This window comes from Streptococcus sp. LQJ-218 (assembly GCF_003428885.1).
GTDB lineage: Bacteria > Bacillota > Bacilli > Lactobacillales > Streptococcaceae > Streptococcus.
The window spans coordinates 25,554-52,480 of sequence record NZ_QQRU01000002.1; the positions used below are offsets into that span (position 1 = coordinate 25,554).

Below are 26,927 nucleotides of genomic sequence, written 5' to 3' on the forward strand. Positions count from 1 at the left end.
TCCTCCTAAACTCCTCCAAATCGGCGATGACGACGATTGTAGGCAAGAATGGCTTCCTGCAAGGCCGCCTCGTCAAAATCAGGCCACAAGGTATCCGTAAAATAGAGCTCACTATAGGCGCCCTGCCATGGAAGGAAATTGCTCAAACGCAATTCTCCACTAGTACGGATAATCAAGTCCGGGTCTCGTAACTCCTTAGGCAAATGCTGGGTAAAGAGATAGTTATCAATCAATTCCTCTGTGATGTCACCTGGGTTGATTTTGGCATCTAACACATCCTGGGAAATCAACTTAAGAGCCTGTGTAATCTCAGCACGTCCACCATAATTGAGGGCAAAATTAAGAATCAAACCTGTGTTGTTCTTAGTCAATTCCTCAGCTTTGGTTAAAGCTTCAAAAGTCTGCTTAGGCAGGCGGTCTGTCTCCCCTATCATTTGAATTTTAATATTATTCGCATGCAGTTCCGGGACATAATTATCATAAAACTCTACTGGCAAGTTCATGATAAACTTGACTTCCTGATCTGGACGGGTCCAATTTTCTGTAGAAAAAGCATAGACCGTAATCACCTTGACGCCCAGTTTGTTGGCTGCCTTGGTTACAGTTTGCAATGCTTCCATCCCCGCCTTGTGCCCAAAGACTCGCGGTTGCATACGTTTTTTAGCCCAACGGCCATTTCCATCCATGATGATGCCGATATGAGCAGGAACCTGTGTCGGAACCTCTACTTCCACAGCCGTATCTTTCTTAAAAAATCCAAACATGATCTTATTCCTATTCAAAAATCTATCATTTCATTATACCATATTTCCCTATTTTCTTCTATCACTAAGCTATTTATACTCTTCGAAAATCTCTTCAAACCACGTCAGCTCTATCTGCAACCTCAAAACAGTGTTTTGAGCAATCTGCGGCTAGCTTCCTAGTTTGCACTTTGATTTTCATTGAGTATTATTCTCAGGCACAAAGCCCATTTTTCAAAAAAATAAGTCGCCTGATTGGGCGACTCTATTTTTTATAGGGAGATTATTATGAAAAAGTTTTAGGAGTTAAAGTTAAGATCTTCTTAACTTATGAGATAAGTATACAACTCCTAACTTAAAGTTTCCTTAAGTATTTTTAAAAATCAAATTTTTCCATTTCTCCTGCCAATTTTTCTTAGATAAACGCTTTTGATAGAGCTTCATTCGGTCTTCATTTTCTAAGAAATGAGGAGTTGGACGAACTTGAAAATTCGAAATATCCTCCAAACCATAAGGTGCATAGAGTTCAAAATCTAATTCTTCATTCAAGCGTAGTCCAACAGCCGTACATCGTTCAGGATATTTACTCATGGCATCACGAGAACTGGTATAGGGAGAAGTGTGAGGACTATGCTGGTGCATATAGACCTGATTTTTCAATTCCCACTGGTACTGAGGAAAGTCCTCTCTCAACTTTTTCTCTAGAGACAAGGTTTCCGCATAAGAAATATCTGGATCAAAGAAAATCACATCTACATCTGTTTCAAGATCAAATGCTGGTCTGTCTGACAAGAGATTCCAGATGAAATTTCTGACAGAGCCTGCTGCCAACCAGGAATCTGTCAACTCCAGGTTTCGGATGATGGTCAGAATAGCCATCATATCCGAATTTTCTCTGAAAGCCTCTAGAATTTCTTGCTCATTTTTCACTGTATTCATAACCTAAATGCTCATATGCCTTAGCAGTCGCCACCCGTCCAGAACGTGTCCGCATAATAAAACCTTTTTGAATCAAGTAAGGCTCATACATGTCCTCAACTGTCTCACGTTCTTCTGCGATATTCACAGAAAGAGTTCCTAAACCAACAGGACCACCACCGTACATCTCAATCATGGTCCGAAGGATTTTCTGGTCCACATAGTCCAGACCTTCATGGTCGACATCCAGCATAGTCAAGGCCTTGTCCGTAATCACATCATCAATCAGGCCATCGCCCATAATCTGGGCAAAATCGCGCACGCGTTTGAGAAGACGATTGGCAATACGAGGAGTCCCACGGCTACGTAGGGCCAACTCAGATGCTGCCTCATGGGTGATTTCCATCTCAAAAATATCTGCCGTCCGCTCGACAATTTCTGTCAAGTCAGCATGGGCGTAATATTCCATATGACCTGTAATCCCAAAACGTGCCCGTAGCGGATTTGAAAGCATACCAGCCCGAGTCGTCGCACCAATCAAAGTGAAAGGTGGCAACTCCAAATGAACACTGCGACTGCCTTCACCAACCCCAATCATGATATCAATGTAGAAGTCCTCCATAGCACTGTAAAGCACCTCTTCTACCGACATGGGCAAGCGATGAATCTCGTCAATAAAAAGCACATCTCCAGGCTCCAAGTCATTTAAAATCGCTACCAGATCGCCCGCTTTTTCGATGACAGGACCAGACGTTTGTTTGAGATTGACTCCCAGTTCATTGGCTATGACAAAAGCCATGGTTGTTTTACCGAGACCTGGAGGACCAAACAAAAGAACATGGTCCAGCGCTTCATCCCGCATTTTGGCAGCCTCGATAAAGATTTGGAGCTGGTCTTTGACCTTATCCTGCCCAATATATTCACGTAAGTACTGAGGACGAAGCGTGCGTTCTACTAGCTCCTCATCCCCCATTATCTCATTATCTAAAATTCTACTCATGGCTCTATTATATCAAAAAACCAAGCCACAAACAAAAAAGCCATCTGTTTGGGTGACTCTCGAGTTGAACATTTATGTGGTTATAATATTCTACGGTATAATCAATCGAAGAGACAATCTTACATGTCACTCCTCATTTAGTACGCCACTACTGGACAAATAAAATCATGATTACAGTAGTCCAGTCCTTCAATTAACAGTCACTTACATTCAAAGTGAGTTTGAGGTAGCTGAAGTATCAACAAACCTATTTCTTAGTCATATTCGCTAAAAAGTCCCCGCCAATTTCCCGACCAAAATCCAAAAACCACCAAAAAGTATCGGAAAACCATGTTTATGAAAATCCCCAAAAGTCTGAAATAGAGCCAAAAAACTCCACCTGATTGGGTGGAGTTAAGGGAGATTATTATGAAAAAGAAAAGTTTAGGATTTTATTAAATAAAGTTAGGAGGTCTTTATTTAATAACTATATAATACAAGACGAAGCTTAAAAATAGCTTAACTTTTCTCAAATTTTACTATTTTGCAAAAAATTTCTATCACCAGCACCTCACCACGCAAAAAAGCCACCTGATTGGGTGGCTTCATTAGGAGATTATGATGAAAAAAGTTTTAGGATTTCATTAAATAAAGTTAGGAGGTCTTTATTTAATGACTATATAATACTAGACCAGCCTTAAACTTTGCTTAAGAATAAACAAGTTTTGTTATTTTTCTCTGTTTACCCAAATCATTCCTGTACAATCATAGGTGGATAAAGTTTCAAACCCCATAGAACGATAAAATCCAACGTTTTTTTCTGTCTGTTCTGTCGCCAGCTGGACTTGATAAGCCTCTTTAAAATCCTCTAAAGCCTCTTTCATCAAGGAGCTACCAATTCCTTGGCGCTGATAGCTAGGTAAAACAATCAAATCCTGTACAAAAACTGACGAAAAACCATCTCCAACCAAACGAATCAAGCCCACCACGGTATCACCATCAAGTGCCAGATAAATTGCTAATGAGTGAGACAAGGCCTGCTCCAGCATCTGAGGTTGATTTGTATAATTTGTCCAACCGACAGCCTGATAGAGATAAAAAACATCCTCGAGCTTGATAATTTCTTGTTTTCTAATGATTATCATGTCACCACCTCTTAGAGTTCTCTCAAACTCTTGTGCTGTCGTCCATTTTGGTCAAAATTTTCAGGAGACAACCACGTTTCCAAACGCGTTTTGACTTGGAGCCAGTCCTTATCAATCATAGACAACCAATCCGTATCCCTCGTACGCCCCTTATAAATGACTGCCTGATGGAAGGTTCCTTCATAGACAAATCCCAAACGCTCCGCAGCTCGTCTTGATGGCAGGTTAAGAGCATCGCATTTCCACTCATAGCGACGATAGTTCAGCTCTTCAAAGACATAGCGAGCCAAGATATACTGGGCTTCGGTTCCAATCCGTGTCTCCTTGAGCTCTGGAGAAAAAGTGACAGCTCCCACTTCTATTACTCGGTTATTCTGGTCAATGCGCATGAGAGAAAAAGTTCCCAAAGCCTTACCAGTTGCCTTGTCTATGATTGCATAGTAAAAACGGTCCTTACGAGACAACATCTGATTTAAAAGAGTAACCAGTTCCTCTCTATCTGCCACTGGTTCCTGAAAGAGGTAGGTCCACATTTCCCGAGGCGTATCAGGGCCATAAACAGCTAATAAATCCTCCGCATGCTTTTCTACCGAGAGAGCCTCTATTCGAGCATAACTCCCTTCTAAGAAATCAATAGAAGGCAGTGCACCGGGTGTATAACCTTCCATTGACTCACCAATCATCTGACCATATTCGTTTACTGGCATCTTTCTTCTCCTTGTTTTGCTTTCCAAACTTTATAGTTGCACATAGTATATCATACTTTCATAACAAGATTCAAAAAATCCTCCAGATTCTACCTCTGAAGGATTCATTTCTTATTTCACAACGATATTAACGAGTTTATTCGGTACCGCAATCACTTTCACGATTTCCTTACCGTCGATCTCTGCTTTGACTTTTTCGTCAGCGAGAGCAATTTCTTGCAATTCTTCGCGTGATAGGTCTTTAGCGACCATGAGTTTGGCACGGACTTTTCCTTTGATTTGGACGACAATTTCGATTTCGTCTTCAACCAATTTGCTTTCGTCCCATGTTGGCCAAGCCACGTAAGAGATTGACTCACCTGTTGCTGCGACTGTTTGCCAGAGTTCTTCTGCCAAGTGAGGAGCAAATGGTGCGATCAATTGGATAAAGCCTTTTGCGTAGTCTACATAAAGCTTGTCTTCCTTGTTAGCCGCATTGACAAAGACCATAAGTTGGGCAATAGCTGTGTTGAATTTCAATGATTCGATTTGTTCTGTGACAGCTTTGACTGTTTCGTTGTAAACCTTGTCAAGAGCGCCATTGTTTTCCGCAGCGATTTCTTTACTTGTAATCAAACGGTAAACACGGTCAAGGAACTTACGACTTCCTTCCAGACCTTCTTCTGACCAAGCAATCGAAGCATCAAGTGGTCCCATAAACATTTCATAAACACGAAGGGTATCGGCACCGTATTGTTCTACCACATCGTCTGGGTTAACAACGTTCTTGAGGGACTTAGACATCTTGGCTGGCGCTTGTTCCAATTCTTCTCCTGTTTCCACATGGAAGAAAGAACCGTCACGTTTTTCAACCTTGTCAGTTGCTACAAGAGCCCCACGGTGGTCACGGTAGCTGGTTCCCAAGATCATTCCTTGGTTAAAGAGTTTTTGGAATGGTTCCTTAGTTGGAACGACACCAAGGTCATAGAGGAATTTGTGCCAGAAACGAGCGTAAAGCAAGTGGAGCACAGCATGCTCTGCACCACCCACGTAGATATCTACTGGCAACCATTGTTTGAGAAGGTCCTCATCGGCCAATTTCTCAGTATTGTGTGGATCAATATAGCGGAGGTAGTACCAGCTTGAACCTGCCCATTGTGGCATGGTGTTGGTTTCACGACGACCTTTGACGCCATCTTCACGAGTCACTTCAAGCCAGTCTGTCAAGTTAGCTAGTGGGCTTTCACCAGTACCTGAAGGGCGGATGTCCTTGGTGACTGGCAAGACAAGTGGCAATTCACTTTCTGGAACGGCTGTCGAAGTTCCATCTTCCCAATGAATGATTGGGATTGGTTCACCCCAGTAACGTTGACGACTAAAGAGCCAGTCGCGGAGACGGTAAGTTACCTTCTCTTGACCACAACCTTTTTCTTCCAACCAAGCCACGATTTTAGCAATCGCTTCTTCTTTGTTAAGACCGTTCAAGAAGTCTGAATTAACGTGAAGGCCATCCTCTGTGTAGGCAGCTTCTGCTACATTTCCACCTTCAAGCACTTCTACAATTGGAAGGTCAAATTGTTTAGCAAATTCCCAGTCACGTTGGTCATGGGCTGGTACAGCCATAACGGCACCTGTTCCGTAACTGGCAAGAACATAGTCCGCAATCCAGATTGGGATTTCTTTACCGTTGACAGGGTTGATAGCATAAGCGCCAGTCCAAACCCCTGTTTTTTCCTTGGCAAGGTCGGTACGAGCCAAGTCAGACTTGAGGCTAGCTTGGTGTTTGTAGGCAGCCACAGCCTCAGCTTGTTCAGGACTTGTGATGACATCTACTAGTTCATGCTCAGGAGCCAAAACAGTGAAAGTCGCACCGAAAAGGGTATCCGGACGAGTGGTAAAGACTGTGAATTCCTTGTCTGTTCCTTTTACTTTGAAGGTTACATTGGCACCAGTTGACTTCCCAATCCAGTTGCGTTGCATATCCTTGATAGACTCTGGCCAATCCAGATCATCCAAGTCATTAAGCAAGCGCTCTGCGTAGGCCGTGATTTTGAGCATCCATTGGCGCATTGGTTTGCGGACAACTGGATAGCCTCCACGCTCAGAAGTTCCGTCAGGAAGCACTTCTTCGTTGGCAATAGCCGTTCCCAATTCCTCAACCCAGTTTACTGGTACTTCTGCTTCATAGGCCAAGCCTTTTTCGTAAAGCTTAGTGAAGATCCACTGAGTCCACTTGTAGTAGTTTGGATCTGTTGTATTGACTTCACGATCCCAGTCATAAGAAAATCCAAGTGCATTGATTTGACGTTTGAAGTTTGCAATATTTTCCGCTGTAAATTCTGCTGGGTCATTACCAGTATCCATAGCGTATTGCTCTGCAGGCAAACCAAACGCATCCCAACCCATTGGGTGAAGGACATTGTAGCCTTGCGCACGTTTGTAACGGCTAAGGATATCCGTTGCTGTGTAACCTTCTGGGTGTCCTACGTGCAGACCTGCTCCAGATGGATAAGGGAACATATCGAGAGCATAAAACTTAGGTTTTGACGCATCTGTTCCTGTCTTAAATGTATGATGTTCTGCCCAATAGCCCTGCCACTTAGGCTCAATTTCTTTATGATTGTAAAAACTCATGGTCTCTCTCCAATTTTGTGATGTTACTATTATACCATTTTTGGGGGAATTTGGTCTCGTTCTATTCTATACTTTTCTATTTTACCTTGCTCTAGAATTTTTAAACTGCTATACTTATAACAGAAAACCCTTCTAAGGAGGTAGCATATGTCTCATTCCTTTAAAAAATCTCTCCAAAAAGAAATTCTCCATAGAAGCTCTATCGCAGCCTTTATGACCTCTCTTTTATTACTCATTTTACTTTTTGGTTTTTCCTATTTTTTACAAAAGCAACAACTCTCCAAAGACACGAGACAGATTGTCAAACAAGTTCAAGAGATGAAAGAAGCAAATAATGAGCTCCTGTCCACTATGAACTATAAAATGATTCCTGGATTTTTGGACGGCAAACACACAGAGAGAGAAGTCTTTAGCTTATTTTACGAGACAAAAGCTAAATTAAAACTTAGTTCTGACCTCATTATCCTAAGCGATACAGGTGAATTACTATTTAGTACCAATCGAAATCATCAAGAAAGTATTTTATCACCCTACTATCTAAAACTGCTCATTCAAAATCCTTCTCAAGATAAAGTTACAGAAAAAATTGCACTCTCTTTAGACAAGCAACACTATACACTCTTTATCAAACCACTACTTCAAAACCAACGAGTTAAGGCCTATACTATTGCTTTCGTAAATGAGAATGATTTCATCTCAAGTTTCCCAATGATCAATTCCAAATACATTATTACCGATAGCTTTGGAAATATATTTTCCAACAACACAAATCAATTTACTCGTTCCACTCTTGAAAAATTTGATGAGAAACTCCTACACTCTCGCACCCACTGGTATGCGAATGAACCGCTTATTGTTCAAAAAGAACAAGTCGATGCTATTTTTTCAATCTATACTTTTCAATCCTTCTTTCCCATTCCTAGCTTACTCGGCTTAGCCTCCGTCCTCACCTTATGTATATTCGTCCTCTACTTCTGGCAAGCAAGACGAATTGCTCATAAAATTGCCACACACAACGCTGTTCCTATTGAAAGTTTAGTTTACCAACTTCAAGAAATTCCCAAACAAGCAGAAAAAAGGCTTTATCTACAAACAGGTGATGAGTTTGAATTTATGGCCGAAAAAATTAATAATATGTTGTATGAATTAGATCAACTTCATCAGAAAATGTTGACCATCGAAAAAGAAAAGTGGATTTTTGAAAGAAAAATGCTGGAAGCTCAGTTCAATCCTCATTTTCTCTACAATACACTTGAAACGATTAAAATCACTTCTTTAATGGATGCAGCTCTCACACAAGACCTGATTCAAAATCTCACGCGCATTCTTCGCTACAGTATCACGGATTTAGAAAAAGAAACAACCATTTGTCAGGATTTGAAGATTTTAGAGGATTATCTTATGATTCATAAGATTCGTTTCGAGCACTTTTCCTATGATATTGTCTGTCCAGAAACTGTTGATAATCAGCCTATTCCTAAACTTTTCTTGCTTCCTCTAGTAGAAAATGCTATAAAATATGGGATGCAATACCGTATTGATCTTCATATTAATATCCAAATTACCTTGGAAGCAGATTCTCTAACTTTTTTAGTCAAGGATAATGCTGGAGGACTCACAAAACAAGAGCGACTCGCTATTTTAGACTCTTTAGAAAGTCCTCATACCCAGCATGGCATCGTTAACAGCTACAAACGATTGAGCAATTTCTTTTATGATGTCCAGCTAGATTTAGGAGTCAATCGCCAAGGAGAAACTTGGGTCAAATTTATAACGAAAGGACTAACTCATGTTTAAGCTCATTATCGTAGAAGACGAACACCTCATTCGAAAATGGCTAGAGATTGCCGTAGACTACTCTGCCTTAGGTATCCAAGTCGTAGGAACTGCCAGTCACGGTCAAGAGGGAATGAAACTCATCCAAGAAAAAGAACCTCATATTGTCTTAACAGACATCACAATGCCAATTATGGATGCTTTTATGATGTTCGAAGCCACTCGTACCCTTTCTTATGAAAAAGTTATCTTATCAGGTTATAACGATTTTCAAAATGCCAAAAAAGCTATGCAATATGGAGCAGTTGATTTCTTATCCAAACCAATTGATACCAAGGAATTGACGGAATGTCTTCAAAAAATTGTTTTGCGATTACGAGTTAGCACTTATCAAGAAACTCCTTTTTTAGAAGAGTATCAAACTTTACTCACCTCTATCCAACAAATTGATACACAAAACCAAATCATTCAACAAATTCTTGAATTTGTGCATCAACACTACTACATGCACTTTACCATTTCTACCATTGCAGAGAATCTAGGGTACAGTGAAAGCTATCTATATAAGGTTATCAGAGAAGACTTCCCAATGACGCTAAATGAATATATCTTACGCTACCGCCTCAAGCAAGCTATAAATAAAATGGCTGAATCCCCAAATTCTCCCCTAAGCGATATATCTGAACAAGTTGGATTTTCAGACTATAAATATTTTGCAAAAGTTTTTAAAAAGTATCTCCATATTTCTCCAAAAGAATTAAAACTTATGGATAAAAACCATTGATGTAAAAGGATTGCTCAACTCAGGCAATCTTTTTATTTTGTACTTTTACCCAATGAAAATCAAAGTGCTACTACTCAAATCATGTCTTTGAGATTGCAGATAAAGGGAGGTGTTTTGAAGAGTATTACCATCAAAATCTCAGCTACAATTCACCCATCCTTGCTCTAGGAACTCATTTCCTATTTTTCGTTTTAGGTTTCTTTAAGGTTTTTATTATATTCTGTAGAACTCTAAAATTTAAAAACATTAACAATCTGGGTAGAGAAAACGTTCGTAAAAAAGGAGATACTTATGAAAAAAATACTATTCTTTCTCTCTTTTAGCTGGATATTCCTTTCTTTATCAGGATGTTCCTCTACTATAGAAGCGGAAACTAGCTCTGAAAAAGATTCAGATAACACTTTAGTTATCTACTCACCTAACCCTGAAGACCTTATCGAAGAAACAATCCCAGCCTTCGAAGAAAAATATGGTATTAAGGTTGATTTAGTACAAGCCAGCACTGGTGAATTGTTCAAAAAAGCTGAGGCTGAAAAAGAATCCCCTGTAGCTGATGTCATTTTCGGAGGCTCCTACGCCCTCTTCTCTTCTAACGAAAAACTTTTTGAACCTTATATTTCCCAAGAAAACGACCAGATAATCCCTGAATATCAAAATAAAACAGGATTCTACACACCTTACACACTAGATGTCAGTGTTATCATTGCCAATTCAGCTCTTACAAAAGATATTAAAATTGAAGACTACAATGATCTACTCAATCCTAAATTAAAAGGAAAAATCGCTACTGCTGATCCAAGTAACGCATCTAGTGCCTTTGCACAATTAACAAACATGCTTGTCGATCAAGGCGGATACGAAAATGAACAAGCATGGACCTATGTGAAAAATCTATTTACTCTAGTAGATGGAAAGATTGCATCTAGTTCTTCAAATGTTTACAAAGCTGTCGCCGATGGAGAAATGGCTGTAGGACTCACCTATGAAGATCCTGCCTTAAAACTCTTAAATGATGGGATTGATGTAAAAGTCATTTATCCAAAAGAAGGAACCGTCTTTTTACCTGGTAACGCAGCTATCATCAAAAATGCCAAACTCATGGAAAATGCTAAGAAGTTTATCGATTTCCTCCTTTCTCAAGAAATCCAAGATAAGCTAGGAACTGAAACAACAATCAGACCTATTCGTAGAAATGCTAAAACCAATAAAAATATGAAAGCTATGACAGAAATCAATATTGCCACTGAAGATTCCGATTATGTCATTAAAAATAAATCTGCTATTCTTAAAAAGTACAATGACATTTTTACAGATATCCAATCTAAAAAATAAAATTTGACTTTCCAATGATTAACTGTCAAACCCTACTATAAAATCAAAAAGATTACTTCCGTTTTGTAGAGAATTTTACTCTAATAGAATAGAATTATCAGTTTTAAAAACGCTTACATTGTTTTAAAATAAACTTAAATAACACAACGGAGGTATCCATCATGAAAAAGAAATGGATGTATTATGCTGCTTGCGGACTAGCTCTTTTTGGTCTTGCTGCTTGTTCTTCTAATGATTCTGCCGATGGCGGTTCATCTGATAAAGGAGACGGCGGTTCGCTAGTCGTTTATTCACCAAACTCAGAAGGCTTAATCGGAGCAACTATTCCTGCCTTTGAAGAAAAATATGGTATCAAAGTAGAACTGATTCAAGCTGGTACTGGAGAACTTTTCAAAAAACTAGAGTCAGAAAAAGAAGCTCCTGTAGCCGATATCATCTTTGGTGGTTCTTATACACAATATGCTACCCACGGAGAACTCTTTGAAAACTATACTTCAAAAGAAAATGATAATGTTATCAAAGAATATCAAAACACAACTGGCTACTCTACACCTTATACACTAGATGGTAGTGTTTTAATCGTCAATCCTGATTTAACGAAAGGCATGAACATCGAAGGATATAGCGACCTTCTCAAACCTGAACTAAAAGGAAAAATCGCAACTGCTGACCCAGCAAACTCTTCTAGCGCCTTTGCTCAATTAACAAATATGCTACAAGCTCAAGGTGGTTACAAAGACGATAAAGCTTGGTCTTATGTAAAAGATCTCTTCACACTTATTGATGGTAAAATCGGTTCAAGCTCATCTGGTGTCTATAAAGCAGTCGCTGACGGAGAAATGGCTGTTGGTCTCTCTTACGAAGATCCAGCAGTTAAACTCTTAAATGACGGAGCTAATATCAAGGTAGTCTATCCAAAAGAAGGAACCGTCTTCCTACCTGCTAGTGCTGCTATCGTTAAAAAAGCGAAAAATATGGAAAATGCCAAGAAATTTATCGATTTTATTATCTCTCAAGAAGTACAAGATACACTTGGTACAACCACTACTAACCGTCCTGTTCGTAAAAATGCCAAAACAAGTGAAAACATGAAACCAATTGACAAAATCAAAACACTCACTGAAGATTATGATTATGTCATCAATAATAAATCAGATATCGTTAAGAAATACAACGAAGTCTTTACAGATATCCAATCTAAACAGTAAAAGAGGTTCACTATGAGTGAGATCAAAATTATTAACGCAAAAAAAATCTATCACGATGTCCCTGTTATTGAGAATTTGAACATTACAATTCCAAAAGGAAGTCTCTTTACCCTTCTTGGGCCTTCAGGGTGTGGGAAAACGACTCTTCTTCGTATGATTGCAGGTTTCAACAGTATCGAAGGCGGAGAATTTTACTTCGATGATACAAAAATCAATAATATGGAACCCAGCAAACGCAATATTGGCATGGTTTTTCAAAACTACGCTATTTTCCCACATTTGACTGTCCGAGATAATGTTGCTTTTGGTCTCAAGCAAAAGAAAGTTCCAAAAGAAGAATTGATTCAACAAACCAATAAATATCTTGAACTCATGCAAATTGCTCAATATGCGGATCGAAAGCCCGATAAACTCAGTGGTGGACAACAACAACGTGTCGCCTTGGCACGTGCCTTAGCTGTCAATCCAAGTGTTCTCCTCATGGACGAGCCACTTAGTAACCTAGATGCCAAACTTCGCTTGGATATGCGACAAGCTATTCGAGAAATCCAACACGAAGTGGGAATTACAACTGTTTATGTGACCCACGACCAAGAAGAAGCTATGGCTATTTCAGACCAAATTGCTGTTATGAAAGACGGGGTGATCCAACAAATCGGCCGGCCAAAAGAACTCTATCATAAACCAGCTAATGAGTTTGTCGCCACCTTTATTGGACGCACAAATATTATCCCTGCCACTCTTGAAAAACGGAGTGACGGCGCTTATATCGTCTTTTCAGATGGCTATGCTCTTCGAATGCCAGCTCTTGATCAAGCTGAGGAACAAGCTATTCATGTAAGCATTCGTCCTGAAGAGTTTATCAAAGATGAATCTGGAGATATCGAAGGAATTATTAGCGATAGCGTCTATCTTGGACTGAATACTGAATACTTCATCGAGACAGGCTTTGCCTCAAAAATTCAAGTTAGCGAAGAATCAACTTTTGAAGAAGACCTACAAAAAGGCGATCGTATTCGTCTACGAATTAATACTCAAAAATTAAACGTCTTTTCTGCAGATGGTTCTCAAAACCTGATAAAAGGAGTCAACCATGGAACGTAAAAAACTAAATATTTGGACAGCCTCCTCTTTCTTCATCTTTCTTACCTATCTTGTCTTTCTCGTTTATCCTATCGTTACCGTGCTCAAGCAAGCACTCATACATGAAGGACAATTCTCACTAGCTAATTTTGTCACTTTCTTTAGTAAAGCCTACTACTCTGAGACACTCATCAATAGTTTCAAGGTTTCCATTACCGCTACTGTCACTTCCTTAGTTGTAGGAACCCTATTAGCTTATCTCTTCTCCATGTATGACTTCAAGGGGAAAAAATTTCTACAAATATTGATTATCATTGCTTCCATGTCAGCTCCTTTCGTAGGAGCCTACTCCTGGATTCTCTTGCTGGGACGAAATGGGGTCATTACTAAATTTCTGACAAATGCCCTTCATCTTCCAGCTATCGATATTTATGGATTCAAAGGAATTGTACTTGTCTTTACACTGCAACTATTCCCACTGGTATTTCTATACGTTGCTGGGACAATGAAAAGTATTGACAATTCTCTACTTGAAGCAGCTGAAAGCATGGGGTCCTTCGGATTTAAGCGTATCGTAACGGTTGTTTTACCTCTCCTAGTTCCAACCTTACTAGCTGCTGCCCTACTTGTATTTATGAGAGCATTCTCAGACTTTGGAACACCTATGTTAATTGGTGAAGGATATCGGACTTTCCCCGTCTTGATTTATACTCAATTTATTAGCGAGGTTGGAGGAAATTCTGCTTTTGCATCTGCTTTAGCAATTATGGCGATTATCATTGCCTTAGCAATCTTCCTTATCCAAAAATACATTTCAAACCGCTACAGTTTCAGCATGAATTCGCTCCATCCAATCGAGCCTAAAAAAACTACAAAAGGAAAAATGGTTGCCATTTATGCAACAGTCTACGGAATTATCTTGTTCTCTGTTCTACCTCAAGTCTACTTGATTTATACTTCTTTTCTAAAAACATCAGGTATGGTATTTGTCAAAGGTTATTCTCTAAACAGTTACAAGGTAGCTTTCAATCGTATGGGATCTGCTATTTTCAATACTATTCGTATCCCTTTGATTGCTTTAGTCCTAGTTGTTCTTTTCGCAACATTTATCTCCTACCTAGCTGTTAGAAAACGGAATTTGTTTACAAACCTAATTGACAGCCTCAGTATGGTCCCTTATATTGTACCAGGAACCGTTCTAGGGATTGCCTTCATTTCTTCCTTCAATACTGGTCTATTTGGAAGTGGATTTCTTATGATTACAGGGACAGCTTTCATCTTGATTATGTCTCTATCCGTCAGAAGATTACCTTATACTATTCGCTCATCTGTTGCTAGCTTGCAACAAATAGCACCAAGTATTGAAGAAGCCGCCGAGAGCTTAGGAAGTAGTCGTCTCAATACCTTTGCCAAGATTACAACTCCAATGATGCTATCTGGTATTATTTCTGGAGCCATCCTATCTTGGGTCACAATGATTTCAGAACTTTCTACTTCTATCCTCCTCTACAATGTCAAAACAAGAACAATGACTGTAGCCATTTATACAGAGGTTCTCAGAGGGAATTACGGTGTAGCCGCAGCCTTGTCAACTATCCTGACTGTTCTAACAGTAGGTTCCTTGCTCTTGTTCATGAAAATTTCTAAAAGCAATAGCATTACACTTTAGTTTTTCCCATCAAAAACAGCCGAAAGGATTACCTTCGGCTGTTTTTTCTTATCTTGATATTCTTATCAAATCCTCAGTTCATGGCACGCAAGTCTAGACTGATTATACTCAATGAAAATCAAAGAGCAAACTAGGAAACTAGCCGCAGGTTGCTCAAAGCACTGCTTTGAGGTTGTAGATAAGACTGACGAAGTCAGTTACATATATCTACGGTAAGACGACGTTGACGCGGTTTGAATTTGATTTTCGAAGAGTATTAAATAGAGGCTTCCTCCATCTTCTCCCGTCCAAGTTCTCGGTAACTGCAGTCACCGACAACTTCTACGCTAAACTGGCCGTCCTCATATTCAAGGATCGTCACGCTACCATTATCCAGACCATGCGGATGCATGCCATTAATCAGATACACAATGGTTCCAATGGTCATTCCATGGCTGACAACGAGAGCGTTGCCACCGCCTTGTTCTTCCATTTCTTTGGCAATCGCTTCAAAACCTTCTTTGATGCGGCCACTGAGTTTTTTCCAACCTTCAGCCCAACCAGCTGTATCAACCTCTACCAAGCCCTCAGCCAGTTCGGCATAAGATAATTGATGAACATGGTCCACATTAAAGATACGAGGAATAATGCCCATGAAAAGATCGCCATCATAAGCTCCATCAAAGCTACCGAAACACCATTCTCTGATACGCTTGTCCATGCGATAAGGGATTTTCCCCTGCAAACCAAGTTCATCAAGGATGATTCCCATTGTCTGAATGGTGCGCCCAGAATCACTGGAATAAGCGCGCTCAAACTGTAGACCAGATTCTCGCAAACCGATTCCTAATTCTTGAATCCCTCGTTCACCTTCAGCTGTTAAGGGAGTATCGCTCCAACCTTGCGCACGACCAATCGTGTTAAACATGGTCTTGCCATGACGTACCAAATACAATCTTACTTTTACCATTTTCCGTCCTCCGTTTACTTCTATTATATCATGGATGATAAAACAAAAGCCACCCAGACAGGCGACTTTTGCAGGAGATTATTATGAAAAAGTTTAGGAGTTCTATTAAATAAAGATATTAGATGAAAATCAAATTCAAACTAAATCAGTATTATCTGTTTCAAATAATATTAGGAGGTCTTTATTTAATGATTATAGTATACACATCCAACCTTAAAAAGAACTTAAAATTTCTCCTATTTTCTTAATTTTTAAAACTATGAATTGGTGCTGGGATTTGTCCTCCACGAGAGATGAAATCAAGAGATGAAGCCCCATTGACCTTCATAACTGGAGCTGTACCAAGAAGACCACCAAACTCAATCATGTCACCTTCTTTTCCTTTTGGAATGATACGGACAGCCGTTGTTTTCATGTTAATGACACCAATTGCAGCTTCATCTGCAATCATGGCCGCAATGGTTTCAGCAGGTGTATCCTCCGGAATGGCAATCATATCCAAACCAACAGAACAGATAGCCGTCATAGCTTCTAGTTTTTCCAAATTAAGAGAGCCATTTTGAACAGCAGCAATCATTCCTTCATCCTCTGAAACAGGGATAAAGGCACCAGACAAACCACCAACTTGGTTGCAGGCCATCACTCCGCCCTTCTTAACTTGGTCGTTCAAGAGTGCCAAGGCAGCCGTCGTCCCGTGTGTTCCAACTGTTTCTAGCCCCATTTCCTCAAGGACACGTGCAACAGAATCTCCAACCGCAGGAGTTGGCGCCAAACTCAAGTCCACAATACCAAACTCCACACCCAGTCTCTCACTGGCCATTTGACCAACCAATTGACCGATACGAGTGATTTTAAAGGCAGTCTTCTTAACTGTTTCGGCTACTACATCAAAGCTCTGCCCACGAACTTTTTCCAAGGCACGTTTCACCACACCAGGACCAGAAACTCCGACATTGATGATAACATCTGCCTCCCCAACACCATGGAAGGCACCCGCCATAAATGGATTGTCCTCAACAGCATTAGCAAATACAACCAACTTAGCTGCCCCCATATCAGATAGAGTTGCCGTTTCCTTGATAACTCGTCCTATATCTGCCACAGCCGTCATATTAATACCCGACTTGGTTGAGCCAATATTAACTGACGAGCAGACCTTGTCCGTTTCAGCCAAAGCGCGAGGAATAGAATTGATGAGAATCTCATCTCCCTTTTGATAACCTTTTTGTACCAAGGCAGAGAAACCACCAATAAAATCCACACCGATTTCTTTCGCAGCCCTATCAAGCGCTTTTGCCAGAATCACGTAGTCCGTCGCATCTGTCGCTGCCCCAATTAGAGAAATGGGAGTCACCGATACACGCTTATTAACAATTGGAATTCCCAACTCAGCTGCAATCTCATCGCCAACAGCTACTAAATTAGCTGCCTTGGTGGTAATCTTTTGATAAATTTTCTCCGCAGCCCGATTGATATCTGGATCAATACAGTCTAATAGGGAAATCCCCATGGTAATAGTTCTGATATCAAAGTTCTGCTCCTCAATCATAGCGATGGTTTCAGTAACTTGTCTAATATCCATGTGCACCTCCTAGATATTATACATAGCTTCGAAAATCGCCGCACTCTGAAGATTGATTTTCACATTCAAAGTTTCCCCAAAAGCTTCAAATTCATTACGAAGATAGGTAAAGTCTTGCTTTTCATCGCTAGAGACGACAGCCATCATCGTGAAATATTCATCCAAAACAGTTTGAGAGATATCATCGATATTCAAACCCAATTCTGCAATTTTACCAGAAACACCTGCAACAATTCCAGACTTATCTTTACCAACAACAGTTATAATCGCTTTCATAAGCAAACTCCAATTCTTCTTTTAATAGGAAACCTGAACATTAAACAGAATTCTTTTAAAATAGTATAGCATAATTCTAATCAAAATACTCAAAAACGCCTGCTTACGAAGTTGTTCTTAAGAAAAAAACAATTTCGTAAACAAGCGTCTACTATCCCAACTTATGATGAGTGTTCCCGCTAGGACCGAAATCCTAGCGGTAGACCAGAGCTAGACTAAGAGCACAAGACTCCATCATCATAACACTCAACAAAATTGATGATTTTATACTAATTCGATGATCGCCATTGGCGCTGCATCACCACGACGTGGTTCAGTTTTAAGGATACGAGTGTATCCACCGTTACGTTCAGCATAACGAGGTGCGATTTCTGAGAACAATTTTTGAAGCGCTGTAGTAGAAGTGTACTTATCAGTTGCTTCATCATAGTTTTCAGATGCGATTTCATTACGTACGAAAGCAGCTGCTTGACGACGTGCATGCAAATCACCACGTTTACCTAGAGTAATCATTTTTTCAACAGTTTTACGGATTTCTTTAGCACGAGCTTCAGTTGTCACGATTGATTCGTTGATCAAAAGGTCAGTTGTCAAATCGCGAAGCATTGCTTTACGCTGAGAGCTAGTGCGTCCTAGTTTACGGTAAGCCATTTATTCCTCCTTTATTTATCTTTTAATCCAAGACCCAAATCAATGAGTTTGAGTTTCACTTCTTCCAAACTCTTGCGTCCAAGATTTCGTACTTTCATCATCTCTGCTTCAGATTTTTCTGTCAAATCATGCACAGTATTGATACCGGCACGTTTCAAACAGTTGTATGAACGCACAGACAAGTCCAGTTCCTCAATCGTACGATCCAAAATACGGTCGTCAGATTCAGTATCAGCTTCTTTCATCACTTCAGTTGACTTAGCAATCTCAGTCAGATTTGTAAACAAATCAAGATGTTCTGTCAAAATACGTGCTGAAAGCCCTAAAGCATCTTCTGGAATAATTGTTCCATTTGTCAAGATTTCAAGGGTTAATTTGTCAAATCCATCATTGCTACCTACACGAGCAGGTTCCACTTGATAGTTGACTTTTGTAACTGGTGTATAAATAGAATCTACAGCAAGTGTTCCAACTGGTGCATTATCCTTTTTATTTTCATCAGCAGGTACATATCCACGACCACTATTAACAGTCATAGTCGCTTTTAGAGAAGAACCTTCACCGATTGTAAAGAGATAATGATCTGGATTTACAATTTCAATATCGCTATCTGTCAAAATGTCACCGGCTGTTACTTCAGCAGGACCTTCAACATCTAGTTCGATGATTTTTTCGTCTTCAACGTACGATTTCACTGCAATTCCTTTAATGTTCAGAATGATTTGCATCACGTCTTCACGAACACCTGGAACTGTGTCAAACTCATGTAACACACCATCAATATTGATAGATGTCACAGCTGCTCCTGGTAGAGAAGCTAGAAGTACACGACGAAGAGAGTTACCAAGAGTTGTACCGTAGCCACGTTCAAGTGGTTCGATTACAAACTTGCCATAATCTTTATTTTCATCAATTTTTGTTATATTTGGTTTTTCAAACTCGATCATTTAGTTACTCCCTCTTAAACGAAAAGCAGTGTAATGCGATGATTATACACGGCGACGTTTTGGAGGACGAGCACCATTGTGTGGCACTGGAGTCACATCACGAATTGCTGTTACTTCAAGACCAGCGGCAGCAAGCGCACGAATAGCTGACTCACGACCAGAACCTGGACCTTTTACAGTAACTTCAACTGATTTAAGACCGTGTTCTTGTGCAGATTTAGCAGCAGCTTCAGAAGCCATTTGAGCAGCGAATGGTGTAGATTTACGAGAACCTTTGAAACCAAGAGCACCAGCTGATGACCAAGCAATTGCATTACCATGCACATCAGTAATCATAACAATAGTGTTATTAAATGTAGCGTGAATATGAGCAATACCAGATTCGATATTCTTTTTCACACGACGTTTACGTGTTGGTTTAGCCAAGACTTTTACCTCCTATATTATTTTTTCTTACCAGCAATCGCAACAGCTTTACCTTTACGAGTGCGAGCGTTGTTTTTAGTGTTTTGTCCACGGACAGGAAGTCCACGACGGTGACGGATACCACGGTATGAACCGATTTCCATCAAACGTTTGATGTTCAAGTTTACTTCACGACGAAGGTCACCTTCAACTTTGATTGCATCCACTTCACGACGGATAGCATCTTCTTGATCTGATGTAAGATCACGTACACGAACATCTTCTGAGATTCCAGCAGCAGCCAAAATTTTCTTAGATGTTGCAAGTCCGATACCATAAACATAAGTCAATGAGATTACTACACGTTTGTCATTTGGAATGTCAACTCCAGCAATACGAGCCATGTTTTCTCCTTTCTATCTTATCCTTGACGTTGTTTGTGTTTTGGATTTGCTGGGCAAATTACCATAACACGACCATTACGACGAATAACTTTACAGTATTCGCAAATTGGTTTGACCGATGGTCTTACTTTCATTTCTTATCCCTCCAAGTTTTTCGATTATTTAAAGCGGTAAGTGATACGTCCACGTGTCAAGTCATATGGACTCATTTCGACAGTAACACGATCTCCCGCTAAAATACGAATATAGTTTTTACGAATTTTACCAGAAACTGTTGCTAAAATCTGATGTCCATTTTCAAGTTCAACCGTAAACATTGCATTCGGCATTGTATCAACTACTTTGCCTTCAACTTCAATCACATCGTCTTTTGCCACGCAAAAGCACCTCCATAAATTTCGATTCGATGCCTCTAGACACAGAGACAACAATTATAAGTCAGACTATCTCAGTATAACATTTGTAGCGGATTTTTGCAAGTGTGAAAAACGCTTTATTTCAAATTTGTCAATACTTTTTCGATATCTGAGAAGACATCATTGATATCTTGATTACCTTCGATGTCATGAACCAAACCTTTAGCACGGTAGTGAGCAATGATTGGTTCTCCTTGAGCAATATTGACATCCAAACGACGTTTTACTGTTTCAGGCTTATCATCTTCACGTTGGTAGTAATCTTCTTCTTTATAGTCAACTGGTGGGTTAAAGACCTTGTGGAAAGTTTCTCCAGTTACGCGGTGGATGATACGGCCACTCAAACGTTCCAAGAGGCTGTCTGGATTCACTTCAATGTTGATAACACCTTCTAGCTCAATACCAAGTTCAGCCAATGTTTTGTCTAAGGCATGAGCTTGTTCAATTGTACGTGGGTACCCATCCAATAAGAATCCTGTTTCTTTAATATCATCTTGTGAAAGACGTTCTTTTACGATTCCATTTGTAACTTCGTCAGGAACCAATTCACCCTTGTCAATATATGACTTAGCAAGAACACCCATTTCAGTTTGATTTGCCATAGCAGCGCGGAACATATCACCTGTTGAGATATGTGCAACATGGAATTGTTCTACGATTTTTGCTGCTTGAGTTCCCTTACCTGCACCAGGTAAGCCCATAATCAAAAGATTCATGATTTGATCTCCTTATTTTATTTTTAAATAGAAGCAAAAAATCTTTTCACTCCTATTTAAAAACAAAATAGAAGAGGGGAGACTGAACTCTCACCAATGTTAGAGTTAAACCTCCACTCCCTCAGCATTTACTGATTCAGTAAATACTTTTATTCTGTTCTGTCCATAAAACCAACATACTTACGTTTCAATAGGTAACCTTCCAATTGTTTGATTCCCTCAATACCTGTAGAGATGATGATCAAAAGACTAGTTCCTCCAAAAGCAACTGCTTCTGAAAGTCCGAAAACATCTTTTGCTACGATTGGTAAAATAGAAATCACACCAAGGAAGAGAGAACCAACAGTTGCAAGACGACGAAGAAGTTTAGACATATATTCTTCTGTGCCTTTACCAGGACGAACTCCGTGGATATAGGCACCGCTCTTTTGTAGGTTTTCTGCCGCTTTTTCAGGATTAATCTGTACAAACGTATAGAAGAATGTAAAGAGAATAATCAACAAAGCATACATGGCAATACCAGTTGGTGAAGTTGTTGCCAGCATTTCTTGTGCTGTTCTTACCCAAGCCCAATCATGACCTGTAGCGCTCAAAAACTGAAGAATAGCCGCAGGCGCTGCCGTAATCGAACTGGCAAAGATAACAGGGATAACTCCAGCAGGGTTTACCTTCAAAGGAAGGTAAGAGCTAGATGGAGCACCTTGTGCAACCTTAGTATATTGGATTGGAATTTTGTATTCTGCTTGTTGAACATAAGTTGTAAAATAAATGATCAACAAGACAGTAATCATCAAAATAATTACGAAAATAATAGATGAGTTGATACGGCTACTTGGGACGTTCACAAAGTAGTCAACATAGATGCCTTGAATCATCTCTGGAATTGAGGCAACAATCCCGGCAAAGATAATCATAGAAACACCATTTCCGTATCCCTTATCTGTAATTTGCTCACCCAACCAAGTCACAATCATACTACCAGCTGTTAAGATGATACCAATCATGATAAAGACTTGTGGAGTAAGAGCTGTTTTCAACAATTGAGCTCCAGCCAAAGTATTAAAACCAGCTGTAATCCCGATAGATTGCACAAAAGCGAGAACTAGAGCAATATAACGAGTAGCTTGATTTAATTTTCTTCGGCCTACTTCCCCTTGTTTACCCCACTCTACAAACTTGGGTAAAATATCCATTTGCAAGAGTTGGACTACGATAGAGGCCGTAATGTAGGGACTAACACCAAGAGCAAAAACTGAGAAGTTTTTCATGGCATTCCCTGACACCAAGCTCAACATGTTTAAGAAGGATAATCCACTTAAAGCATTCAAGCTATTGGCATTCACACCAGGAACTGTAATGCTAGTTCCGATACGAAAGACCAAAATGATAAAAATTGTGAATAAAATTTTTGATCGAACCTGCTTAACTTTAAGAGCTTCTCTTAATAATTTAAAAAACATAGGTCACCTCTCTTAGATGACTTCTACTGAACCACCTTTAGCAGTGATAGCTTCTTCAGCTGATTTAGAGAATTTAGCTGCTTTCACAGTCAATTTCTTAGTCAACTCACCGTTACCAAGAATTTTAATACCTGATTTTTCAGCTTTAACAATTCCTGCTTCGATAAGAACAACTGGAGTAACTTCAGCACCATCTTCAAAGACGTTCAATTGGTCAAGGTTCACAATTGCGTATTCTTTAGCGTTGATGTTAGTGAATCCACGTTTTGGAAGACGACGGAACAATGGAGTTTGTCCACCTTCAAAACCAAGGCGAACTCCGCCACCGCTACGAGCTTTTTGACCTTTTTGTCCACGACCAGATGTTTTACCGTTACCTGATGAAGTACCACGACCAACGCGATTACGTACTTTACGAGAACCTTCTGCAGGTTTCAATTCATGAAGTTTCATTTTAATTTTCTCCTCTTTTGTAAAATGCTAGCGCCGATAAGGGAGAAAAGGTTGTCTCCCCCATCAACTCGCCTATACGACGTCATCATAGATGACTATATCTAGTTTTAGGGGATGGTATAGTGCACATCCCCTAAAAATTTATTAGTTTACTTCTTCAACTGTTACCAAGTGAGATACTGCAGTGATCATACCACGGATAGCAGCGTTATCTTCTTTAATAACAGAGCTGTTCAATTTGCCAAGTCCAAGTGCTACAACAGTTTTGCGTTGTGATGGAATGCGTCCGATTGGAGACTTAGTCAAAGTAATTTTAATTTGAGCCATTTTATCCCCTTTCTTATGCCAAATTAGAAACTGAAATACCACGAAGGGCAGCAACTTCTTCAGCGCGTTTCAATTGTTTCAAACCTTCAACAGTTGCACGAACAATGTTGATTGGAGTGTTAGAACCAAGTGATTTAGATGTAATATCTGCTACACCTGCCAATTCCACAACGGCACGAACTGCACCACCAGCGGCAACTCCAGAACCTTCTACAGCAGGTTTCAACAATACTTTAGCTCCACCGAATTCTGAAAGAACTTCGTGTGGGATAGTTGTTCCAACCATAGGAACTTCGATCAAGTTTTTCTTAGCATCATCTACTGCTTTACGGATTGCTTCTGGAACTTCTTGAGCTTTACCAGTACCAAATCCTACGCGACCGTTGTGGTCACCAACAACAACAAGAGCTGCGAAACGAAGACGACGTCCACCTTTAACAACTTTTGTAACACGGTTGACAGCAACTACGCGTTCTTCAAATTCAACTGCATTGTCTTTAAATGCCATTTTCTAGTGTCCTCCTATTAGAATTTCAATCCGTTCTCACGAGCTGCATCAGCCAAAGCTTTCACACGTCCGTGATATAGATATCCACCGCGGTCGAACACCACTTCTGAAATACCTTTAGCGTTTGCACGTTCTGCAACGAGTTTACCGACAGCAACGGCTTGTTCAGTTTTAGTTCCTTTTGAAACTTCTTTATCAAGAGTTGAAGCACTTGCGAGCGTTACACCCGCTACGTCATCAATCACTTGAGCGTAGATGCCTATATTAGAACGGAATATGTTCAAACGTGGGCGATCAGCAGTTCCAGAGAGTTTTCCGCGAACGCGACGGTGGCGTTTTTGGCGGAGTTTGTTTTTATCTGGTTTTGAAATCACAGTTTTCACCTCTTTAGTTTTAAATCGTGTGCTATGCACAAAGTTGGAAAATAGGTTGGTGGTTGAGAATCAACCACTCAACATTATTTACCTGTTTTACCTTCTTTACGGCGAACGAATTCACCAACGTAACGGATACCTTTACCTTTATATGGTTCTGGTGAACGAAGGCTACGTACGTAAGCAGCTGTTTGACCAACTACTTCTTTTGAAATTCCACTAACAACGATTGTTGTTGGGTTTGGAAGTTCAAAAGTAATTCCTTCTGGAGCTTCAACTTCGTCTGGATGTGATTTACCAACAGCCAAAACAAGTTTAGATCCTTGAAGTTGTGCACGGTAACCAACCCCGCGCATTTCAAGTTCTTTCTTGAATCCTTCTGATACACCAATAACCATGTTGTTCAAAAGGGCACGAGTAGTCCCATGGATAGTTTTCATTTCTTTTGAATCGTTTGGACGGTGAAGAGTTACTTCAGTACCTTCCACACGGATTTCAATATTTTTTGAGAACTCACGAGTAAGTTCTCCTTTAGGTCCTTTTACAGTTACAACGTTGTCATTGTTAGTGAGTTCAACACCAGCAGGCAACACGATAACTTTATTACCAATACGTGACATGTTTATTTTCTCCTGTTAAATTGTCAGGCCAGAACGGCCAGTTTTCACGGGGTTCAATCGATTTCTCGATTTAAAGGAACATTTAGGTTTCAATTTCAAAGTGAATCTAGGCATCGTCTCGCAGGCATAACTTTGGGTTAGGCAAGAGACGATAACGAAGAGTCACAAAGAAATTGGGAGCTAAATATTACCAAACGTAAGCGATAACCTCACCACCAACATTCTTTTGGCGAGCTTCTTTATCAGTAAGCAAACCTTCAGATGTTGAAAGGATAGCAATTCCAAGACCGTTAAGTACTTTTGGAAGATCTTCACGTTTTTTGTAAACACGAAGTCCTGGTTTAGAAACGCGTTTCAAGTTAGTGATAACTCGTTCACCGTTTGCTCCGTATTTAAGAAATACACGGATGATGCCTTGTTTATCATCTTCGATGATTTCTACGTTCTTAACAAAACCTTCGCGTTTAAGGATTTCAGCAATCCCTTTTTTGATGTTTGATGCAGGTACTTCAAGTACTTCGTGTTTAGCTTGGTTAGCATTACGAATACGAGTTAGGAAGTCTGCGATTGGGTCAGTCATAACCATTTTATTTTTCTCCTCTTACTAGTAGTTTGCAAGTTGCACTTGCTAGTTAATGATTGAGCTGGGCTCAGATAGTATTGACACATTCAAACAAGATAATCTCATTTGAACACGAGCTACAACCTGGGCAAAAAAGATAGATTTGTCTTGGAGCATCGCTCCTGCACCAAATCTCCTATTTTTGCTGGGGTTGTTACGCTCTTTGTATCATGATATTACCAAGATGCTTTTGTTACACCAGGGATTTTTCCTTTGTAAGCTAATTCACGGAAGCAAATACGGCAAAGTTTGAATTTGCGGTAAACTGAATGTGGACGACCACATCTTTCACAACGAGTATAAGCTTGAGTAGAGAACTTCGCTGGACGTTTGTTCTTAGCAATCATTGATTTTTTAGCCATTAAATTTACCTCCTATATTATTTTGCAAAAGGCATTCCAAGCCCTGTAAGCAATGCACGTGACTCTTCGTCAGTGTTAGCAGTTGTTACGATAACGATGTCAAGACCACGAGTTTTGTCAACGTCATCGAAGTTGATTTCTGGGAAAATCAATTGTTCTTTCACACCAAGTGTGTAGTTTCCGCGTCCATCAAATGATTTTGTTGGAACACCATGGAAGTCACGTACACGTGGAAGTGAAACTGAAACCAATTTATCCAAGAATTCGTACATACGTTCACCACGAAGGGTAACTTTTGCACCGATCGCAACACCTTCACGAAGACGGAAGCCGGCGATTGATTTTTTAGCTTTAGTGATAAGTGGTTTTTGACCTGAGATAAGTGCCAATTCTTCAGCAGCTTTTTCAAGGCTTTTAGCGTTTGATACAGCTTCACCAACACCCATGTTCAAAACGATCTTATCTACTTTAGGCACAGCCATCACTGATGAGTAGTTGAATTGTTCTGTCAAAGAAGGAACTACTTCATTAAGATATTTTTCTTTTAAACGATTTGCCATTATACTTCTCCTTTCCTTCGTGATTAATCAAGCACTTCGCCTGATTTTTTGTTGTAGCGAACTTTTTTACCGTCTACAAATTTGTAACCAACACGACCAGCTACTCCATTTTTGTCCAAAACTTGAACGTTTGATACGTGGATAGCTGCTTCTTTCTCGATGATACCACCTTGAGGAAGCTCGTTAGTTGGACGTTGGTGTTTCTTAACGATGTTAACACCTTCAACGATAACTTTGTTTACTTTTGGAAGGGCAGTAAGGACAACAGCTTCTGTTCCCTTATCTTTACCAGCGATTACGCGAACTTTGTCGCCTTTTTTTACAAACATTAGGTTTCT

Annotated in this window: 32 protein-coding genes; 6 read left to right on the forward strand and 26 right to left on the reverse strand. The window is 39.9% G+C overall.

From position 1 onward, the window contains the following. Positions 1-5: 5 nt before the first annotated feature. From D2908_RS01670 to leuS, 6 genes are all read right to left on the reverse strand, one after another. A complete protein-coding gene (locus tag D2908_RS01670) occupies positions 6-764 on the reverse strand; it encodes an isoprenyl transferase (RefSeq protein WP_117304374.1) in 759 nt (252 codons plus the stop codon). Positions 765-1,109: 345 nt separating this feature from the next. Next, positions 1,110-1,682, reverse strand: coding sequence for a nucleotidyltransferase family protein (locus tag D2908_RS01680; protein ID WP_117304376.1), 573 nt, complete (start codon positions 1,680-1,682; stop codon positions 1,110-1,112). After that, a complete protein-coding gene (ruvB, locus tag D2908_RS01685) occupies positions 1,663-2,661 on the reverse strand; it encodes a Holliday junction branch migration DNA helicase RuvB (protein WP_117304378.1) in 999 nt (332 codons plus the stop codon). The genes D2908_RS01680 and ruvB overlap by 20 nt, the downstream gene beginning before the upstream one ends. 707 nt (positions 2,662-3,368) lie before the next feature. After that, positions 3,369-3,785, reverse strand: coding sequence for a GNAT family N-acetyltransferase (locus D2908_RS01690; protein ID WP_117304380.1), 417 nt, complete (start codon positions 3,783-3,785; stop codon positions 3,369-3,371). A gap of 11 nt (positions 3,786-3,796) precedes the next feature. Further along, positions 3,797-4,492 carry a GNAT family protein gene (locus D2908_RS01695; RefSeq protein WP_117304382.1) on the reverse strand — a complete coding sequence of 232 codons (696 nt, stop codon included), beginning with the start codon at positions 4,490-4,492 and terminating at the stop codon, positions 3,797-3,799. 111 nt (positions 4,493-4,603) lie between these two features. Next, positions 4,604-7,105, reverse strand: a complete 2,502-nt coding sequence (gene leuS, locus D2908_RS01700; protein WP_117304384.1) for a leucine--tRNA ligase — start codon at positions 7,103-7,105, stop codon at positions 4,604-4,606. Positions 7,106-7,252: 147 nt separating this feature from the next. Here leuS and D2908_RS01705 point away from each other — a divergent pair, with 147 nt between their 5' ends. The 6 genes from D2908_RS01705 (at position 7,253) to D2908_RS01730 (ending at position 14,957) form a co-directional block, all read left to right on the forward strand. Beyond that, complete coding sequence (locus tag D2908_RS01705) at positions 7,253-8,902, forward strand: histidine kinase (RefSeq protein ID WP_117304386.1); 1,650 nt, start codon at positions 7,253-7,255, stop codon at positions 8,900-8,902. Further along, on the forward strand, positions 8,895-9,665 hold the full coding sequence (locus D2908_RS01710) for a response regulator (protein WP_117304388.1): 771 nt from the start codon (positions 8,895-8,897) through the stop codon (positions 9,663-9,665). Before D2908_RS01705 ends, D2908_RS01710 begins: the two co-directional genes overlap by 8 nt. Before the next feature lie 291 nt (positions 9,666-9,956). Further along, entirely contained in the window at positions 9,957-10,997 is a 1,041-nt protein-coding gene (locus D2908_RS01715) for an ABC transporter substrate-binding protein (protein WP_117304390.1), read from the forward strand. 161 nt (positions 10,998-11,158) lie between these two features. Further along, positions 11,159-12,205, forward strand: a complete 1,047-nt coding sequence (locus tag D2908_RS01720) for an ABC transporter substrate-binding protein (RefSeq protein ID WP_117304392.1) — start codon at positions 11,159-11,161, stop codon at positions 12,203-12,205. A 12-nt stretch (positions 12,206-12,217) separates the two neighbouring features. Then, entirely contained in the window at positions 12,218-13,309 is a 1,092-nt protein-coding gene (locus D2908_RS01725; protein WP_050142599.1) for an ABC transporter ATP-binding protein, read from the forward strand. Next, complete coding sequence (locus D2908_RS01730; protein WP_117304394.1) at positions 13,299-14,957, forward strand: iron ABC transporter permease; 1,659 nt, start codon at positions 13,299-13,301, stop codon at positions 14,955-14,957. The genes D2908_RS01725 and D2908_RS01730 overlap by 11 nt, the downstream gene beginning before the upstream one ends. Before the next feature lie 256 nt (positions 14,958-15,213). Here the strand turns inward: D2908_RS01730 and D2908_RS01735 are convergent, their stop codons facing one another. From D2908_RS01735 to rplX, 20 genes are all read right to left on the reverse strand, one after another. Continuing rightward, positions 15,214-15,906 (reverse strand): histidine phosphatase family protein, encoded by a 693-nt coding sequence (locus tag D2908_RS01735; protein ID WP_117304396.1) that lies wholly within the window; start codon positions 15,904-15,906, stop codon positions 15,214-15,216. A gap of 244 nt (positions 15,907-16,150) precedes the next feature. Next, entirely contained in the window at positions 16,151-17,488 is a 1,338-nt protein-coding gene (locus D2908_RS01740) for a PFL family protein (protein WP_117304398.1), read from the reverse strand. A 9-nt stretch (positions 17,489-17,497) separates the two neighbouring features. Further along, positions 17,498-17,764, reverse strand: coding sequence for an ACT domain-containing protein (locus D2908_RS01745; protein ID WP_117304400.1), 267 nt, complete (start codon positions 17,762-17,764; stop codon positions 17,498-17,500). 264 nt (positions 17,765-18,028) lie between these two features. Next, entirely contained in the window at positions 18,029-18,415 is a 387-nt protein-coding gene (gene rplQ, locus D2908_RS01750; RefSeq protein WP_000331493.1) for a 50S ribosomal protein L17, read from the reverse strand. Positions 18,416-18,426: 11 nt separating this feature from the next. After that, positions 18,427-19,362 (reverse strand): DNA-directed RNA polymerase subunit alpha, encoded by a 936-nt coding sequence (locus D2908_RS01755; protein ID WP_000568988.1) that lies wholly within the window; start codon positions 19,360-19,362, stop codon positions 18,427-18,429. A gap of 42 nt (positions 19,363-19,404) precedes the next feature. Further along, complete coding sequence (gene rpsK, locus D2908_RS01760) at positions 19,405-19,788, reverse strand: 30S ribosomal protein S11 (protein ID WP_001118385.1); 384 nt, start codon at positions 19,786-19,788, stop codon at positions 19,405-19,407. Positions 19,789-19,805: 17 nt separating this feature from the next. Next, complete coding sequence (gene rpsM, locus D2908_RS01765; RefSeq protein ID WP_000090781.1) at positions 19,806-20,171, reverse strand: 30S ribosomal protein S13; 366 nt, start codon at positions 20,169-20,171, stop codon at positions 19,806-19,808. 17 nt (positions 20,172-20,188) lie between these two features. Further along, a complete protein-coding gene (gene rpmJ / locus D2908_RS01770) occupies positions 20,189-20,305 on the reverse strand; it encodes a 50S ribosomal protein L36 (RefSeq protein ID WP_001808836.1) in 117 nt (38 codons plus the stop codon). Between the two features lie 24 nt (positions 20,306-20,329). Continuing rightward, the gene (gene infA, locus D2908_RS01775; protein WP_001029883.1) at positions 20,330-20,548 is read right to left on the reverse strand and encodes a translation initiation factor IF-1; all 219 of its coding nucleotides are present in this window, start codon (positions 20,546-20,548) and stop codon (positions 20,330-20,332) included. Between the two features lie 116 nt (positions 20,549-20,664). After that, positions 20,665-21,303: an adenylate kinase gene (locus D2908_RS01780; protein WP_001050436.1), complete on the reverse strand. Its 639-nt coding sequence runs from the start codon at positions 21,301-21,303 to the stop codon at positions 20,665-20,667. A gap of 149 nt (positions 21,304-21,452) precedes the next feature. Next, positions 21,453-22,763: a preprotein translocase subunit SecY gene (gene secY, locus D2908_RS01785; protein ID WP_117304402.1), complete on the reverse strand. Its 1,311-nt coding sequence runs from the start codon at positions 22,761-22,763 to the stop codon at positions 21,453-21,455. Between the two features lie 12 nt (positions 22,764-22,775). Beyond that, entirely contained in the window at positions 22,776-23,216 is a 441-nt protein-coding gene (gene rplO, locus D2908_RS01790; RefSeq protein WP_000766087.1) for a 50S ribosomal protein L15, read from the reverse strand. Positions 23,217-23,360: 144 nt separating this feature from the next. Then, positions 23,361-23,543, reverse strand: coding sequence for a 50S ribosomal protein L30 (rpmD, locus tag D2908_RS01795; RefSeq protein WP_000057241.1), 183 nt, complete (start codon positions 23,541-23,543; stop codon positions 23,361-23,363). 13 nt (positions 23,544-23,556) lie between these two features. Further along, positions 23,557-24,051: a 30S ribosomal protein S5 gene (rpsE, locus tag D2908_RS01800; RefSeq protein WP_117304404.1), complete on the reverse strand. Its 495-nt coding sequence runs from the start codon at positions 24,049-24,051 to the stop codon at positions 23,557-23,559. Positions 24,052-24,068: 17 nt separating this feature from the next. Next, entirely contained in the window at positions 24,069-24,425 is a 357-nt protein-coding gene (gene rplR, locus D2908_RS01805) for a 50S ribosomal protein L18 (protein ID WP_117304406.1), read from the reverse strand. 83 nt (positions 24,426-24,508) lie between these two features. Continuing rightward, entirely contained in the window at positions 24,509-25,045 is a 537-nt protein-coding gene (gene rplF, locus D2908_RS01810) for a 50S ribosomal protein L6 (RefSeq protein WP_117304408.1), read from the reverse strand. A gap of 187 nt (positions 25,046-25,232) precedes the next feature. After that, positions 25,233-25,631 carry a 30S ribosomal protein S8 gene (gene rpsH, locus D2908_RS01815; RefSeq protein ID WP_004251095.1) on the reverse strand — a complete coding sequence of 133 codons (399 nt, stop codon included), beginning with the start codon at positions 25,629-25,631 and terminating at the stop codon, positions 25,233-25,235. A 212-nt stretch (positions 25,632-25,843) separates the two neighbouring features. Beyond that, the gene (locus D2908_RS01820; RefSeq protein ID WP_049495528.1) at positions 25,844-26,029 is read right to left on the reverse strand and encodes a type Z 30S ribosomal protein S14; all 186 of its coding nucleotides are present in this window, start codon (positions 26,027-26,029) and stop codon (positions 25,844-25,846) included. 17 nt (positions 26,030-26,046) lie between these two features. Further along, positions 26,047-26,589, reverse strand: coding sequence for a 50S ribosomal protein L5 (gene rplE / locus D2908_RS01825; RefSeq protein WP_117304410.1), 543 nt, complete (start codon positions 26,587-26,589; stop codon positions 26,047-26,049). 23 nt (positions 26,590-26,612) lie between these two features. Then, complete coding sequence (gene rplX, locus D2908_RS01830; RefSeq protein WP_000497691.1) at positions 26,613-26,918, reverse strand: 50S ribosomal protein L24; 306 nt, start codon at positions 26,916-26,918, stop codon at positions 26,613-26,615. Between the last annotated feature and the right edge of the window lie 9 nt (positions 26,919-26,927).

Excerpts from the sequence above, each read along its gene's own strand:
- D2908_RS01670 (WP_117304374.1), bottom strand. The coding sequence starts at position 764 with ATGTTTGGATTTTTTAAGAAAGATACGGCTGTGGAAGTAGAGGTTCCG.
- D2908_RS01680 (WP_117304376.1), bottom strand. The coding sequence starts at position 1,682 with ATGAATACAGTGAAAAATGAGCAAGAAATTCTAGAGGCTTTCAGAGAA.
- ruvB (WP_117304378.1), bottom strand. The coding sequence starts at position 2,661 with ATGAGTAGAATTTTAGATAATGAGATAATGGGGGATGAGGAGCTAGTA.
- D2908_RS01690 (WP_117304380.1), bottom strand. The coding sequence starts at position 3,785 with ATGATAATCATTAGAAAACAAGAAATTATCAAGCTCGAGGATGTTTTT.
- D2908_RS01695 (WP_117304382.1), bottom strand. The coding sequence starts at position 4,492 with ATGCCAGTAAACGAATATGGTCAGATGATTGGTGAGTCAATGGAAGGT.
- leuS (WP_117304384.1), bottom strand. The coding sequence starts at position 7,105 with ATGAGTTTTTACAATCATAAAGAAATTGAGCCTAAGTGGCAGGGCTAT.
- D2908_RS01705 (WP_117304386.1), top strand. The coding sequence starts at position 7,253 with ATGTCTCATTCCTTTAAAAAATCTCTCCAAAAAGAAATTCTCCATAGA.
- D2908_RS01710 (WP_117304388.1), top strand. The coding sequence starts at position 8,895 with ATGTTTAAGCTCATTATCGTAGAAGACGAACACCTCATTCGAAAATGG.
- D2908_RS01715 (WP_117304390.1), top strand. The coding sequence starts at position 9,957 with ATGAAAAAAATACTATTCTTTCTCTCTTTTAGCTGGATATTCCTTTCT.
- D2908_RS01720 (WP_117304392.1), top strand. The coding sequence starts at position 11,159 with ATGAAAAAGAAATGGATGTATTATGCTGCTTGCGGACTAGCTCTTTTT.
- D2908_RS01725 (WP_050142599.1), top strand. The coding sequence starts at position 12,218 with ATGAGTGAGATCAAAATTATTAACGCAAAAAAAATCTATCACGATGTC.
- D2908_RS01730 (WP_117304394.1), top strand. The coding sequence starts at position 13,299 with ATGGAACGTAAAAAACTAAATATTTGGACAGCCTCCTCTTTCTTCATC.
- D2908_RS01735 (WP_117304396.1), bottom strand. The coding sequence starts at position 15,906 with ATGGTAAAAGTAAGATTGTATTTGGTACGTCATGGCAAGACCATGTTT.
- D2908_RS01740 (WP_117304398.1), bottom strand. The coding sequence starts at position 17,488 with ATGGATATTAGACAAGTTACTGAAACCATCGCTATGATTGAGGAGCAG.
- D2908_RS01745 (WP_117304400.1), bottom strand. The coding sequence starts at position 17,764 with ATGAAAGCGATTATAACTGTTGTTGGTAAAGATAAGTCTGGAATTGTT.
- rplQ (WP_000331493.1), bottom strand. The coding sequence starts at position 18,415 with ATGGCTTACCGTAAACTAGGACGCACTAGCTCTCAGCGTAAAGCAATG.
- D2908_RS01755 (WP_000568988.1), bottom strand. The coding sequence starts at position 19,362 with ATGATCGAGTTTGAAAAACCAAATATAACAAAAATTGATGAAAATAAA.
- rpsM (WP_000090781.1), bottom strand. The coding sequence starts at position 20,171 with ATGGCTCGTATTGCTGGAGTTGACATTCCAAATGACAAACGTGTAGTA.
- rpmJ (WP_001808836.1), bottom strand. The coding sequence starts at position 20,305 with ATGAAAGTAAGACCATCGGTCAAACCAATTTGCGAATACTGTAAAGTT.
- D2908_RS01780 (WP_001050436.1), bottom strand. The coding sequence starts at position 21,303 with ATGAATCTTTTGATTATGGGCTTACCTGGTGCAGGTAAGGGAACTCAA.
- secY (WP_117304402.1), bottom strand. The coding sequence starts at position 22,763 with ATGTTTTTTAAATTATTAAGAGAAGCTCTTAAAGTTAAGCAGGTTCGA.
- rplO (WP_000766087.1), bottom strand. The coding sequence starts at position 23,216 with ATGAAACTTCATGAATTGAAACCTGCAGAAGGTTCTCGTAAAGTACGT.
- rpmD (WP_000057241.1), bottom strand. The coding sequence starts at position 23,543 with ATGGCTCAAATTAAAATTACTTTGACTAAGTCTCCAATCGGACGCATT.
- rpsE (WP_117304404.1), bottom strand. The coding sequence starts at position 24,051 with ATGGCATTTAAAGACAATGCAGTTGAATTTGAAGAACGCGTAGTTGCT.
- rplF (WP_117304408.1), bottom strand. The coding sequence starts at position 25,045 with ATGTCACGTATTGGTAATAAAGTTATCGTGTTGCCTGCTGGTGTTGAA.
- rpsH (WP_004251095.1), bottom strand. The coding sequence starts at position 25,631 with ATGGTTATGACTGACCCAATCGCAGACTTCCTAACTCGTATTCGTAAT.
- D2908_RS01820 (WP_049495528.1), bottom strand. The coding sequence starts at position 26,029 with ATGGCTAAAAAATCAATGATTGCTAAGAACAAACGTCCAGCGAAGTTC.
- rplE (WP_117304410.1), bottom strand. The coding sequence starts at position 26,589 with ATGGCAAATCGTTTAAAAGAAAAATATCTTAATGAAGTAGTTCCTTCT.
- rplX (WP_000497691.1), bottom strand. The coding sequence starts at position 26,918 with ATGTTTGTAAAAAAAGGCGACAAAGTTCGCGTAATCGCTGGTAAAGAT.